This window comes from Clostridium sp., assembly GCF_021372645.1.
GTDB lineage: Bacteria > Bacillota > Clostridia > Clostridiales > Clostridiaceae > Clostridium.
Window position 1 is genome coordinate 16,951 of the sequence record NZ_JAJFUC010000080.1, and the last position, 14,806, is coordinate 31,756.

Consider the following 14,806-nt stretch of genomic DNA (forward strand, 5'->3'; position numbering starts at 1 on the left):
ACATGAATTTTTGGAGGAAGGTTATTTTAATATGGCAATAGATAGTTTAAATAAGATTTCAAACGAGCAACTATTGGCAATGAACATGATAGGAAATGGACAAATAACAAATGAGTCCAGTTCAACAAGTAGTACTAGTGATGAATCAAATTTAGCATTTCAATTAGTAATGCAAAATCTATTGGAGTCATCAAAGAATTCTAAACAAAACAATGTTGCTACATCAAGTGACAGTGTAAATTCAGTAAATGGTAAAGCAACTAATACTGAAAATTTGAGCAATACAAATAGTAAAAATGATGAAAATGGTATTGTAACTGCAAATAATGTTGCTAGGGTAGCACAACAATGTGCAGCGGGACAAAAATTAGAAGATATACCTATGATTTTAAATAATAATTACGTGGATCTAGCAGGGAAATCTGGATCTATATTATCTAATAGAAGTGATGTTGATATGCAGAAGATATATAATGCGGTGAATGCTGCATCTAAGAAGTATGGAGTAGATTCAAATTTAATTTTAGCTATAATTAAACAAGAATCTGATTTTGATCCTTATTCAACATCTAATTGTGGAGCAGCAGGACTAATGCAAATTATGCCTCAAAATTTTGCCGATGCTGGGATTACGGATGAATATGATGTAGATCAAAATATTAATGGTGGAACTAAATTGTTTAAAGAATATTTGAATCAGTTTGATGGAAATAAAGAGTTGGCACTTATGGCGTATAATGGGGGCCCAGGTACTATGCAAAAAAGAGGGGTTTCATCAGCAGCTGATTTATATAAAATGCCACAAGAAACTCAAAATTATGTTCCAAAGGTAATGGGATATTATAGAAATGGAGTCTAGAATGTTTTGCATTCTAGACCTTTTTAATTAGTGTATAAAAATATCAGATAAAATAAAAATAAACTTATGATTATAAGGTAAACAAATATAAAAACATAACAATGAAATTATAAAAGGACTTAACAATTTATAGGAATAATACATACTTGGGGATATATTCTAAGAATATCAGTAGTGAATTTAAATTTAATAAATATGTTAAGATATATAACACTATGATAAAATAAATCAAGACAGATAAAATTAAATAGGTGAGCTAAAGAAGATAAAGATTGGAGTGAAGAACTTGGAAAGATTAGATAAAATAATTTCTAATTTAGGATATGGAAGTAGAAAAGATGTTAAATCTTTTGTTAAGAAGGGGCTTATAGAGGTTGATGGCGTAATAGTTAAGGATAATGGAATGGCTGTAGATCCTGAGAAATCAAGTATAAAAATTAATGGGGAAGAAATATCGTATCGTAAACATGTTTATTTAATGATGAATAAACCAGATGGAGTTATATCTGCAACTAATGATAAGAGGGATCAAACTGTAATTGATTTATTGGAGATAGACCATCAAATTTTCAAACCATTTCCAATTGGGAGGCTAGATAAAGATACAGTTGGTCTATTGCTACTAACTAATGATGGTGAGCTTAATCATAGGTTAATATCACCTAAATGGCATGTTGATAAAGTTTATTATGCAAGAATTGATAAAGAAGTTGACGAAAAGGATATAGTAGCTTTTAAAAATGGAATTATATTAGATGATGGGTATAAGTGTTTGGAAGCAAAGCTTGAAATATTATCTAGCAGTGATGAAGGAGCAGAAATTAGACTCACAATACAAGAAGGGAAATTTCATCAAGTGAAAAGAATGTTTGAAGCTGTTGGAAAAAGTGTTATATATCTAAAAAGAGAAGAATTCGGAGGACTTTTGTTAGATCCAGATTTAGAAGAAGGCGAATATAGAGAATTAACGGATGAGGAATTAGTTCTCTTAAGGAGTTATTAACCAATATTAAATTATTTTGCAATAAAATAATTCATTTATTGCAAAAAGATTCACAATTTTTATTAAATCACTTGCATTATTAATGAGAATACCATATAATTATCTTGCAAGGATAAATAAAAGGAATATATAGCCCCCTTTTTATTTATTGCTTATTGCTTATTGCTAAAGCGCAACCTAGCCCCAAGGGTTGCGTTTTTTTTTGTTGTGTTAATGAAAATGTTTACTTTAAAATGTGAATACTATATAAAAATAAATATTAATTAAAAAATATTTATTTTTGACAATATCAAAAAAATATAAAAACTGAATTAAAAAAATCATTTTTTTGAATGAATGATTTTTTTGATTCAGTTTTTCGCTATATAGAATATAGATTATATTGATTGAAATAAAGACTTTATATATTAAAGTTTATATTAGAAAATTAAATGCAAAAAGAATATTTTAGAAACCTTAGTGATTTAAATATTATTACATATGGTATAATATTTAAAGGTTAGGAAAGGAGGAATAAGTAAATGGATTTAAAAACATTACTTAATAAAGAACAATATGAAGGGGCAACTACAATTGATGGGCAGGTATTGATTTTAGCTGGAGCAGGTTCAGGTAAGACACGAGTTTTAACACATAGAATCGCTCATATGATTGAAGATTTAGAAATTGCTCCTTATAGTATATTAGCTATAACTTTTACGAATAAGGCAGCTAAGGAAATGAAGGATAGAGTAAAAAAACTTATTGGTGAAAGAGCTGATAATATGTGGATATCCACTTTCCATTCAACTTGTGTTAGGATTTTAAGAAGAGAAATAGATAAGATAGGTTATAAAAGTAGTTTTACTATATATGATAGCTCAGATCAAAAGGTATTAGTGAAAGAATGCATGAAAATTCTTAACATTAATGATAAAGATATAACAGAGCAAGAGATAATAGGTAAAATAGGTAAAGCTAAAGATAAAATGCAAGGGACTAGAATCTATATGTTAGAAAATGAAGCTAACTTTAGAGAAAAGAAAATTGCAGATGTTTATGAATTGTATCAAAAAAGATTAAAAGAAAATAATGCTCTAGATTTTGATGATTTGATTTTTAAAACAGTTGAACTTTTTAGGAACAATCCAGAAGTACTAGAATTTTATCAAAATAAGTTTAAGTATATTATGGTTGATGAATATCAAGATACTAATGGTGCTCAATATGAATTAGTAAAATTACTTGCATCTAAATACAAAAACATATGCGTGGTAGGAGATGATGATCAATGTATTTATCAGTGGAGGGGTGCAGATGTTAGAAATATTTTAGATTTTGAAAAAGATTATCGAGATGCTAAGATAATTAAATTAGAGCAAAATTATAGATCTAAGGCAAATATATTGGATGCAGCTAATGTTGTAATTGTTAATAATGCAAATAGAAAGAGTAAAGTATTAAGAACAGAGCAGGAATCTGGAAGTAAGATTAAGATATATAGAGCTTATGCTGATAGTGATGAAGGAAATTTTGTTTCAAAACAAATTGTAGATATAAAAAGCAAAGAAAGCAAGAATTATAATGATTTCGCTATATTATATAGAACAAATGCTCAATCAAGAATTTTTGAAGAAAGTTTTAGAAGAATGGGAATTCCTTATAAGATAGTAGGGGGTACAAGGTTCTATGACAGAAAAGAAATAAAAGATGTGTTAGCATATTTAAAAGTTCTTGTTAATCCACAAGATGATGTTAGTATTAGAAGAATTATAAATGTACCTAAAAGAAGCATTGGAGATGCAACTGTTTCTAAAGTACAAGACTTCGCTACTAGTTTTGAATTGAACATGTGGGAAGCATTAGCAGACGTTAGAAGTATTTCTACATTAACATCAAGAAATGTTTCAACTATAACACCATTTGTTGCATTAATTGAGAATCTAATGATTCTTAGTGAAACAGTTCCAGTATCAGTATTGATTGAATCCATATTAAAAGATACTGGATACATGAAACAATTGCAAGAATCTAATGAAATTGAAGATAAAAGCAGAATTGAGAACTTAAAGGAATTAGTATCTGATGCTGTTGACTTTGAAAAGAGTAGTGAAGACCAATCATTATCTGCATATTTAGAAAAAGTTTCTTTGGTTCAAGATACTGATAAAATTAAAGAGGAGGATGATACTGTAGTATTAATGACGATTCATAGTGCAAAGGGATTAGAATTCCCAGTAGTATTTATGGTTGGCATGGAAAATGGTATTTTCCCGGGAAATGCGTCGTTTGAAAAAGAATCCGAGATGGAAGAGTCTAGAAGATTATGTTATGTTGGCATAACTAGAGCTAAAGAGACATTATTTATGACATCAGCTGAAGTTAGAAGAGTATTTGGTAAAACTGTGGCATATCCTCAGTCTGATTTTATTAATGAGATAAAGCCAGATCTTAAAGAATATGTTGGCGTGGAAAAGGCAAGTATTAAAAATAGAGATAAGGTTATGAAAAGTAATTCTTATACTAATCCACACAGCTTAAGAAATAGCGTTACAGGTAACAGGGCATATACTCTTGCTAATGGCGGTATTAATAATACAATTGATAGAAGTGCTATGGCTGAAATTGCAACAGAATATATAACTAATAATGAAGCAACACTTGGAAGAAAAGTTGTTCATGAAAAGTTTGGAATAGGAACAATTGTGTCAGTTCAAGATTCTGGTAATGATAAGAAGCTAACTGTTGCCTTTGACAAGCAAGGTGTTAAATCATTGCTATTGTCATTTGCAAAACTTAAAATGCTATGATGAAATAACAATACTCAGTTTTCAATGATCAATGTTGAGTTGGAAATAATCATTGTTTACACTAAAGAATATAGGATTGTAAATAATTAAACATCAAGAATTGAAATATAAAGTCTGTGAATCAAGTTTTTTAGTAGTAATTTGGAGGGCTAATTGTGGATAAAATTGAAAGAATAAAAGAGCTTGTAGAAAAATTAAATAGATATTCGTATGAATATTATTCTTTAGATAGTCCTTCTGTAAGTGATAAGGATTATGATAAAGAATATTATGAACTTCAAGAGTTAGAAAAAGAAACTGAATATATACTTCCTTATTCACCTACATTAAGAGTTGGAGATGTAATATTAGATGGATTTAAAAAATATACTCATAAAGCAAGACTTTGGAGCTTAGATAAGGCTCAAAGCCTCCAAGAAATAAAAGATTGGCATAATAGGAATGTTAAGTTTATCGAAGAAATGAGAAATAAAGGCGAAAAACTACCAGATTTAAAATATGTGCTTACAAAGAAATTTGATGGATTGACAATTAACTTAACATATAATAATGAAGGTATACTTGAAATTGCAGCAACAAGGGGAACTGGAAATACTGGAGAAGAAGTAACAGCACAAGTAAAAACAATAAAATCAGTTCCGCTTAAAATTCATAATAAAGATATTTTAGAAGTTCATGGAGAAGCTGTTATGACTCAAGAAGCTTTTAATAACTATAATGAAATTTCAGCATCTCCATTAAAGAATTTGAGAAATGGAGCAGCTGGTGCTTTGAGAAACCTTAATGTACGGGAAACTGCTAAACGAGATCTTTCAGCATTTTTTTATGATGTGGGATATAAAGAAGGAAATCAATTTAAGACTTACTTAGAAATGATGGAATTTATAAAAGAGCAAGGATTGCCTGTTGATGAGTATATTAAAGTTTGTACATCTATAGATGAGATTGAAAAGGAAATTGAATATGTAAAAGATATTAGATTTGATTTGAATTATGATATAGATGGATTAGTAATTGCAATAGATGATATTAGAACAAGAGAATTATTAGGATATACAGTTAAATTTCCTAAATGGGCAATTGCATTTAAATTTGAAGCTCAAGAAGCAACAACTAAACTTTTAGATGTTGAATGGAATGTTGGAAGAAGCGGAAGAGTTGGACCAACAGCAATACTAGAGCCAGTTGAACTTGCAGGCGTTACAGTTAAACGAGCAACATTGAATAATATGGATGATATTCAAAGAAAAGGTGTTAGAATTGGAGCAGAAGTATTTGTTCGCAGAAGTAATGATGTTATACCTGAGATAATGGGAATTGTTTCAGAATCATTAGAAGGTTCAGAAGAAATTAAATCACCAGAAGTTTGTCCTGCATGTGGAAGTCATTTGATTTTAAATGGAGCACATTATTTTTGTGAAAATACCTTATCATGTAAACCTCAATTGGTTAAAAGTATAGTGCATTATGCTTGTAGGGAAGCTATGAATATAGCTGGTTTTTCAGAAAGAACAGCAGAACAGTTATTTGAAAAACTTAATATTAAATCTATTTCTGATTTATATAAATTGAAAGAAGAAGAATTAATAAATTTAGAAAAGTTTGGATCTAAAAAGGCACAAAATCTTTTAGAAGCTATTGAAAAAAGCAAAGATTGTGAATTATATGCATTTATATATGCTTTAGGAATCCCCAATGTGGGTGTAAAAACAGCAAAAGATTTGGTTAATAAATTCAAATCTATAGAAGGTTTGAAAAATTCTACTTTTGAAGAGCTTACTGGAGTTCAAGATATTGGAGATGTAGTGGCACAAGATGTTATGGCATTCTTTAAAGAAGAGAAAGTAATGAAAACAATACAGGAGTTACTGGAATTGGGAGTTAATCCTAAGTATAATGAAAAAGAAGTTATAGAAAATCCTTTTGATGGAAAAACAGTTGTTGCAACTGGTTCACTTAATAATTATTCTAGAACTGAGATAAAAGATAAATTAGAAAGCTTAGGTGCAAAAGTTTCAGGAAGTGTTAGTAAGAAAACAGATTATGTAATAGCGGGAGAAGCTGCTGGATCAAAATTAACTAAAGCAGAAGAATTAGGAGTTAAAGTTCTTTCAGAAGAAGAATTTGAGGCAATATTAAGGGGGTAGGGTATGAAAAGACTAGTGAATTTGCTTGGTTTTATAGCAGCGTTTATAACAAGCATTTTAATAATTTGTACTTTTACAACAACATATCAATTTTATTATGTTGGTCAAGTTTTTAATTCATACTTACCAATACAACTTGGAGTCTGCATTACTATGGGGATTTTAGGGATTAGGTTTATTCTTAATGAAACAGGAAAAAAGAGAATATTATATTCTGCACTAAGTTTTGCAATATCTATTTCTCTAATTTTTTTTATAATAAATTTAGTTAAATAATCAATGCATTGAAATGAAGTGATATTTATGAAAAAATTTATTGTGTTAATTTGGGTATAATTAATAAATTAGTGGAACAAGGAGTTGCAAAGAGATAATAAAAAAAATTGGATTAAATTGGAAATTTATTAAAAAATCTAATAAATTTCTAAAAAGATAATAGAAGTATTGATTTTTAAACTTAAAATAAAAAAACTGGCTCAAAATGATTTTAAATTGTTTTGAGTCAGCTTTTTGATTAGAAGGAATGATTTATGGTAATAATACTATATATAAGGAATATAAAAGAAAGTATGCTAGTTTACTGATTTGTATTTTTGAATATACCAAATCAAAGTGAAAGGTGTAATTATGAAAAAGTATTTTTTCTATGTAGTTATGATTATTTCTGTAATTGTATTTTGTCTAGGATTTATAAATAAAGAAAGTAGCAATTTATCTAATAATAATTTAGAAGAAACATTAAGTTATGGCATAGATGAAATTCCAAAAGATCTGGAAAAGGTGACTAACTTATCTAAACGACATGAGGATATTATGTGCGCTGTGAGTAAAGGGCTAGTTTTAAAAAACGAAGAAAATAAAATAGTACCTTCCTTAGCAAGTGAAATCGTAAAAGATTCAGAGGAAATTCAATATGAATTTAAGCTTAGAGACGATATTTTTTGGAGTGATGGAAGTAAAATAACTCCTAAGGATATAGTTGTATTTTTTAAAGAACTAATAAAGGAAGAAGATAAAGAAAACATACAAGCATTGCTTGATGTGTATGGAGCAAAAGAATTTAAAGAAGGAAAAACTATATTTGAAACAGGAGTTGCTATAAAGGGCACTGAAAATTCTGTTATTATTAGATTAAATAGAAAAGATGATAATTTTTTAAGTGAATTAACCAAACCACAATATAGATTAAGAAAATATTTAATAATGTGGGCTAATATAAAAAATAATTATAATACGTTAGTTTATTCGGGAGATTATAAAATTGATTCTATTAGCAAAGACAATATGATACTAAAAAGAAATGAGAAGAGCAGTGATATTAATATATCCAATATTAATATCTTGAATGATGATAGTGTTGAAATGTCAATGGCATCATATGAGGTTAAGCAAAGAGATATTGTAATAAGCCCTCCAGAAAGTGAACTTAATAAATTAGCTGAACAAAAAAGATTAGTAACAGTACCTGAAATAAAAGCAACATACTTAGTTATTAATAATAAAGATAATTCTATTCCGATTCAAGGACGAAGAGAAATTTATAATAATGTAAATAAAGCTATTGAATCTTATCAAAATTTAAATAGTACTCAATTTGAGCTTGCAGAAGGAAGTTATTTTAGGGAAGACAAGCAAGATTTAACTAAATTACAAGCGAGAAAAGTTAGTAGTAATAAAGAAGAAAACTGGAACAAACCAAAGATACTGACAGTACTATGTGAAGATAATAATGAAAATAGAATTTTATGCAGAAGCATTCAAGAATGGTTTAAGGATAATACAGATATAACTATAAAATATAGTTTGGTAAAAGAAGAATTTAAAGATGAAGAGTTGAAAAAAAGATATGATATGCTTTTAATTAACAATGAGGCTAATGTATTGAATAAACAAAATTTTTATTCTAAGTTTAAAGAATACTTAACAGATGATCAAAATAAGCTTTTAGAAAAGCCAATAATCAATAAAACTAATTATGATTATTCAAGTTTAGAAGAAAGTTTATTCGATAATTATAATATACTTCCACTAGTGTTTTATAACGAAAATATAGCTATTTCAAATAAAATATCACAATTAAAAATAGATGGAAACGGAAATATAGATTTTGCGACAATTAAATAGTCAAATGTACAATGTACAGTTTACAATATGCAATTAAGGATGAAGCTCAAAGAGAAAGTTAGAAGAGCCAAATAAGGAAACACGACTCGTGTGCACTCGTTGTGGAAGTTCAAGTATCCAAATATAAAATTTAGACTTTCACTTGAAATTTGGACTCTCGCTGTTGGAGTATCAATTTTCCTAAGAGGATTTCTAATAAATAATTTTCAAATTTCATAGGAATTTATTCCCTAATTGTTAATTGCTAATTGTACATTGCTAATGGTGTATTAATTCAAACCAACTAATTTTGAGAAATTTTTCTATTTGGTTTAGTATTATGAGGATGTTTGGCTTTGTTTTTTTTGTATTTTTTATTCTTAAATGAAGAATTAGTTTTAGAAATATTGTTTTTATTTGATAAAATATTAGTATCAATTTTTTTAAAAGTATTTGTATTTTTAGCTTCAAAATATTCTAAGTTAACACATTCTTCAATATTTAGAGAAGTTAAATCATTTTTTAAATTAATATCTTTTGAAGAATTTAGTATAGGTAAATCTGATGGATTTTCATTACAATTATTTGAAGCAACATTTTTGTTGATAGAACCTTTATCAGAATTACTATTAAGTTCATTTATACTTCTTAAATCAAGGGGTATTTCTGAATCAAAAGAAGGAGTAAATTCCATAAAATCTTCAACCATATCTTTAAGTAGATAAATAATTAAAAAGAAATTAAACATATTTTTATTACTATCAAAAGAAGTCCTACTAATACTTAAAGAATCCTTTCTTTTTGAATAACTTAAACTTTTTATAAATATAGGTGCTAGACCTACACTCTTAGGAGTAGGTAATACTGGCATTCTAAAATATATTTCGTCTAACATATCATCAGAACGTAAGCTTAATTTTTTATATCTTTCAACTTCGTCTAAAGTTGGAGCTTCAGGCCAGCTTGTTAAAAGTCCACCATTTACAAAGAATTTCCTATATATACCAGAAATGATGGGTTTTAGTTCAGTAGTTTTATCTTCTTGAAGTGAGTACATAATCAAGGAAAGAAGATAAGAATTAACTTCTAAGCATGAATATTTACTTTCCTTTTTATCAGATAGTTTAATGAATATATTTTTATCAGCATCATATAAGCTGATTAATTTTTCAATAATATCTTTAGCCGTTTCCTTAAATGAAATTATTCCAGTATGTTTATAAGCTTCCATTAAGCATATAGAAAATAATGAACAATCATCTATTGAATCTAAATAGTAGTCTTTTTCTTGAAATTTAGTAATTAAAAAATCTCCTAAATCCAAAATAAGTTCTTTTACAGCTGGGTCACAAGAGTATTTATAAAATATATTTAATGCAAAAAAGATTTGGGTATTTTCATTAAAGGATAAATCATATAACGCAGATTTATAGTTTTTAAACATATCTAAGATCTCGTATGAAAATTTAATAAATTCATCACTAATTTTGTCAGACTCATTACAATAGGAATATAATAAGTAAGCATCCATCATAAAAGCTTGATCAGAAAATTTAAATTTGCCATCTTTATCAACTAAAGAAAAACCTTTTGAATTTCCATCAGATACATTTTTTTTGTCAACAAATAAACCTTCATTATTTCTTAAATTTTCAGAGTAAAATTGTAGTTGCTCTTTTGCAAGGTATTTAAAGGGCTTTTCAAGAGAAACTACATTTCTGTCTCCTTCATCATAATGTGAATAATATTCGCTTAATTCAAGTAAACATAATGTCATAAGGGCATTAGTAGAAGAGTTTATTTCCTTCTTAAAGCTTGATTCATCAAAGCCGTGACTACTTTTGCTATGAATGAACATAGGGGAAGATTTCCTATATAAGCATAAGAGTGGAGAAAAATTATTTAATATGCTAATATCATTTATAGAAGATTTTTTCGGAGTTCTAACTTGTGCCAAAAGACCACATTTAGAGTTCAATACTAAAGTTTTTACTGATTCTTTTGATAAATGAAAAAGCTGACCACTAATTTCTTTTTGGGAAAGACTATTCATCCTAAAGAATGGTCCTATATATCTCAATGTATACACCTCTCATAAAATTCTCATCTTATTCATTAATATGAAATTAGTAAATAAAAAGTACATAAAATATAAAGAAAAGGAGATTTTTTTATAATGAAGGAAGGAAAATTAGATTTTGATGATTTAAGAAATATTATATTAAATAATAAAACAATTAAAAGAAATGAAGTAAAAGTCAGAAATGATGTTGGAGAAGATTGCTCTATAATTGATTTTGGAGATTGTGAAGGAATATTCTCTACAGATCCAATAACAAGTACTAATGAGAATATTGGGAAATTAGCTGTCCATATTAATTGCAATGATATTGCATCATCAGGTGGAGAGCCTATAGGGATATTAGTTACAATATTGGCGCCTATATCTTCAAGCTTAGAAGAAATAAATAAAGTTATGAATGAAATTGATGAAGAAGCAGCAAAAATTGGTGTTGAGATAATAGGTGGACATACAGAAGTAACAAGTGCAGTAAATAAGATGGTTGTATCTGTGACTGCAATAGGAAAAAATTTAAAAGGTAAATCTATTAAAACTGCAGGTGCAAAAGTAGATGACGATATAATAGTAACGAAAGCCTTAGGATTAGAAGGTACATATATTTTGATAAATGATTATGAAGAAAGAATTCAAAAAATTTTATCAAAAGAAGAAATACAATTTGGCAAAATGTTAATAAATAAAATAAGTGTCCTAGAAGAGGGCAAAATAGGCGGAAAATTCGGAGTTAATTCAATGCATGATATAACAGAGGGAGGGCTTCTTGGAGGCTTATTTGAGGTTACTATGGCATCAAACAAAGGATTTAAGATATTTAAAGACAAGATACCTATGTTTGACATAACTAAAAAAGTTTGTGAAGAATTTAAAATAGATCCTCTTAGACTTATATCATCTGGTAGTATGCTGATTACTACTAAAAATGGGCAAGAATTAATTAAACAACTCAGGGAAAAAGAAATTGATGCTAGTATAATAGGCAAAATTTCTGAACGAGGTGGAATTTTAGTTGATAAAGGGAATGAAATAAATGTTGAACCACCTAAAAGAGATGAATTATTTAATATAAAATAAAAAATAAGGGCAAAGTCTAAAATTATTTAAATAATTTTATTTTAAACATGCATGGTTGCTTTAATTTAAAAATAGTTTTAATTGGTAGGAGGAAATAAATAGTGAAAAGATTAATATTAGCTAGTAATAATAAGAAAAAAATTAAGGAAATGAAAAAGATATTAAAAGAATTGGACATAGAAGTCAAATCTTTAGAAGACGAAAACATTGATATAGATGTAGTTGAAGATGGAAAAACATTTGAAGAAAATGCTCGAAAGAAGGCAAAAGAAATATATGAATTCTTATTAAAAAGAGGAGAAGAAAATTTTATTGTATTAGCAGATGATTCAGGATTAGCAGTTGATTATTTAAATGGAGAACCAGGAATATATTCAGCTAGATATTCAGGCGAACATGGAAATGATACAAAAAATAATGAAAAACTTTTAAAGAATTTAAGGAACGTACATAAAGAAAATAGAGGTGCTAAGTTTATTTGCCAATTAGCAATGTTTACAGACCAAGGGGAGTACTTTGAAGTTACAGGAGATGTAAAGGGATATATTATAGAAGAATTACATGGAGAAGGGGGGTTTGGGTATGATCCATTATTTTTCTATGAACCATTAAATAAAACTTTTGCACAATTAACCTCAGAGGAAAAAAATCAAATTAGCCATAGAGGTGTTGCATTAAAAGAATTAAAGAAAATAATTCGTGGATTATTATAATTCAGTATAAATGAGATATATAGAATTATTTTATTAGTATAATTAAAATTAGCAAGAATGTTAATATAATAAGTATTAATTTTCTGTAAATTTTAATATGTAGCTATAAGGTGTATTTTAAATTTATAAATTTACTAAATATAGATTAGAGGAGGGCGAGAAGATTATGTTGATTGCGGTGGTGAGTGATACACATAGGGTAAGTAAATACATTAATTTAGCTAAGGAATTAATAAAAGATGCTCATATACTGATACATTTAGGAGACAACATTGATGATGTAGAGGTATTAAAAAGTGGTTTTAAAGGAGAAGTATATGCAGTTACAGGTAATTGTGATTATTCAGCTCAATATCCAAAGGAAGCTATTATAGAGGTAAATGGAAGAAAAATATTTTTTACGCATGGAGATTTATATGGTGTAAAAAATTCTATGAATAATATTTATTATAGGGGAAAAGAACTAGATGTAGATGTTGTTCTTTTCGGACATACTCATGAACAAATAATAGAAGAGGAAAAAGGTATCATCTTGATGAATCCAGGTAGTATATCACTACCAAGATTTAAAGGAAGATATGTTGGATTTATAGATATTAATGATGAGGGAAATATTGATACATATTTAAAAGAAGTTAGAATATAAATTTTAATTAACTGCTTCATAGAAGGCATATTCAAAAAAATAATTGACCAGTGTAATTATTTATTTTACATATTTGGGCAGTTATTTTTTAGATGCCTAAGTAAAAAAAACAATTTGCTTAGTATAAAAAACTTAGAAAAAAGGTATTCCATCCGCATAAAAACTCATATTTATATCTTTTCTAAGTAAATTATTATAAAATTATTAAAAAAGGTATTGACGAAATAGATTTGATATTGTAAAATAGTCATTGTCGCTGAGATACAAAGTGACAAGTTGAGAAATACATTTTATACTTCGGGGTGTGGCGCAGCTGGGAGCGCGCGTCGTTTGGGACGATGAGGTCGCAGGTTCAATCCCTGTCACCCCGACCACTAAAAATTTAATATGTGCGGGTATCGTATATCGGTAATACTCTAGCCTTCCAAGCTAGAAAGGTGGGTTCGATTCCCACTACCCGCTCCATTGAAAATTTTGAAAAATGTAAGTAAAAAGCTTGACAAATTTTACGGGACAGGTTAAAATAAAAAACGTTCCGAAAACAGAAAAATTGACAAATACATATAGATGTTGTATAATAATAAACGTCTGAAAAATAATTTTAAATAATATGCGTTTTTAGCTCAGCTGGATAGAGCAACGCCCTTCTAAGGCGTGGGCCGGGGGTTCGAATCCCTTAAAACGCACCATTTAAATCGGGGTGTGGCGCAGCTGGGAGCGCGCGTCGTTTGGGACGATGAGGTCGCAGGTTCAATCCCTGTCACCCCGACCATTTAAAAATTAATATTTTATTTGAAAATTTAATGCATGCGGGTATCGTATATCGGTAATACTCTAGCCTTCCAAGCTAGAAAGGTGGGTTCGATTCCCACTACCCGCTCCATACAAACTTAATGTTTGTAACAAAATAAATAATATGCGTTTTTAGCTCAGCTGGATAGAGCAACGCCCTTCTAAGGCGTGGGCCGGGGGTTCGAATCCCTTAAAACGCACCATTGTGGTGAGCGTAGTTCAGTGGTAGAGCGCCAGTTTGTGGCACTGGTTGTCGTGGGTTCGAGTCCCATCGTTCACCCCATATTGGGATATCGCCAAGCGGTAAGGCAATAGACTTTGACTCTGTTATGCGCAGGTTCGAATCCTGCTATCCCAGCCATTATTCGGTTTACTAGCTCAGTTGGTAGAGCACATGACTTTTAATCATGGTGTCCCGGGTTCGATTCCCGGGTAAGCCACCAATTTAATAATTACATGCGCAGATGTGGCGGAATTGGCAGACGCACTAGACTTAGGATCTAGCGCCTTTCGGTGTAAGGGTTCGACTCCCTTCATCTGCACCAAATGAGCGAAAATGACTCAACGGTAGAGTGCCACCTTGCCAAGGTGGAGGCTGCG

Annotated in this window: 10 protein-coding genes and 10 tRNA genes; 19 read left to right on the plus strand and 1 reads right to left on the minus strand. The window is 29.0% G+C overall.

Going from position 1 to position 14,806, the window contains the following annotated elements; translation table 11 throughout:
- Positions 1–31 precede the first annotated feature (31 nt).
- The 6 genes from LLF98_RS12335 to LLF98_RS12360 all read left to right on the plus strand — a co-directional run bounded on the left by LLF98_RS12335 (position 32) and on the right by LLF98_RS12360 (position 8,922).
- Positions 32–859, plus strand: coding sequence for a lytic transglycosylase domain-containing protein (locus LLF98_RS12335; protein ID WP_291704039.1), 828 nt, complete (start codon positions 32–34; stop codon positions 857–859).
- A gap of 286 nt (positions 860–1,145) precedes the next feature.
- The gene (locus LLF98_RS12340; RefSeq protein WP_291704021.1) at positions 1,146–1,862 is read left to right on the plus strand and encodes a pseudouridine synthase; all 717 of its coding nucleotides are present in this window, start codon (positions 1,146–1,148) and stop codon (positions 1,860–1,862) included.
- Between the two features lie 521 nt (positions 1,863–2,383).
- Positions 2,384–4,651 carry a DNA helicase PcrA gene (gene pcrA, locus LLF98_RS12345; RefSeq protein WP_291704023.1) on the plus strand — a complete coding sequence of 756 codons (2,268 nt, stop codon included), beginning with the start codon at positions 2,384–2,386 and terminating at the stop codon, positions 4,649–4,651.
- A gap of 152 nt (positions 4,652–4,803) precedes the next feature.
- Entirely contained in the window at positions 4,804–6,798 is a 1,995-nt protein-coding gene (gene ligA, locus LLF98_RS12350; protein ID WP_291704042.1) for an NAD-dependent DNA ligase LigA, read from the plus strand.
- Between the two features lie 3 nt (positions 6,799–6,801).
- Entirely contained in the window at positions 6,802–7,074 is a 273-nt protein-coding gene (locus LLF98_RS12355; protein WP_291704025.1) for a hypothetical protein, read from the plus strand.
- Positions 7,075–7,425: 351 nt separating this feature from the next.
- On the plus strand, positions 7,426–8,922 hold the full coding sequence (locus tag LLF98_RS12360) for an ABC transporter substrate-binding protein (protein WP_291704027.1): 1,497 nt from the start codon (positions 7,426–7,428) through the stop codon (positions 8,920–8,922).
- A 283-nt stretch (positions 8,923–9,205) separates the two neighbouring features.
- Here the strand turns inward: LLF98_RS12360 and LLF98_RS12365 are convergent, their stop codons facing one another.
- Positions 9,206–10,981: a hypothetical protein gene (locus tag LLF98_RS12365; RefSeq protein ID WP_291704029.1), complete on the minus strand. Its 1,776-nt coding sequence runs from the start codon at positions 10,979–10,981 to the stop codon at positions 9,206–9,208.
- A gap of 96 nt (positions 10,982–11,077) precedes the next feature.
- On the opposite strand from LLF98_RS12365, the gene LLF98_RS12370 reads away from it, so the two are divergent.
- From LLF98_RS12370 to LLF98_RS12430, 13 genes are all read left to right on the plus strand, one after another.
- Positions 11,078–12,055: an AIR synthase family protein gene (locus tag LLF98_RS12370; protein ID WP_291704031.1), complete on the plus strand. Its 978-nt coding sequence runs from the start codon at positions 11,078–11,080 to the stop codon at positions 12,053–12,055.
- A gap of 101 nt (positions 12,056–12,156) precedes the next feature.
- Entirely contained in the window at positions 12,157–12,768 is a 612-nt protein-coding gene (locus LLF98_RS12375; RefSeq protein ID WP_291704033.1) for an XTP/dITP diphosphatase, read from the plus strand.
- A 166-nt stretch (positions 12,769–12,934) separates the two neighbouring features.
- Positions 12,935–13,414 carry a metallophosphoesterase gene (locus LLF98_RS12380; protein WP_291704035.1) on the plus strand — a complete coding sequence of 160 codons (480 nt, stop codon included), beginning with the start codon at positions 12,935–12,937 and terminating at the stop codon, positions 13,412–13,414.
- Positions 13,415–13,712: 298 nt separating this feature from the next.
- Positions 13,713–13,788: transfer RNA gene (locus tag LLF98_RS12385), tRNA-Pro, on the plus strand.
- A 17-nt stretch (positions 13,789–13,805) separates the two neighbouring features.
- Positions 13,806–13,879: transfer RNA gene (locus LLF98_RS12390), tRNA-Gly, on the plus strand.
- Between the two features lie 147 nt (positions 13,880–14,026).
- Positions 14,027–14,103: transfer RNA gene (locus LLF98_RS12395), tRNA-Arg, on the plus strand.
- A 7-nt stretch (positions 14,104–14,110) separates the two neighbouring features.
- Positions 14,111–14,186 (plus strand) — tRNA-Pro (locus LLF98_RS12400).
- A 37-nt stretch (positions 14,187–14,223) separates the two neighbouring features.
- A tRNA-Gly gene (locus tag LLF98_RS12405) sits at positions 14,224–14,297 on the plus strand.
- 35 nt (positions 14,298–14,332) lie between these two features.
- Positions 14,333–14,409, plus strand: a tRNA-Arg gene (locus LLF98_RS12410).
- A gap of 5 nt (positions 14,410–14,414) precedes the next feature.
- Positions 14,415–14,489: transfer RNA gene (locus LLF98_RS12415), tRNA-His, on the plus strand.
- A gap of 3 nt (positions 14,490–14,492) precedes the next feature.
- A tRNA-Gln gene (locus tag LLF98_RS12420) sits at positions 14,493–14,567 on the plus strand.
- Between the two features lie 6 nt (positions 14,568–14,573).
- Positions 14,574–14,649, plus strand: a tRNA-Lys gene (locus LLF98_RS12425).
- Positions 14,650–14,666: 17 nt separating this feature from the next.
- A tRNA-Leu gene (locus tag LLF98_RS12430) sits at positions 14,667–14,751 on the plus strand.
- The last annotated feature ends 55 nt before the right edge of the window (positions 14,752–14,806 follow it).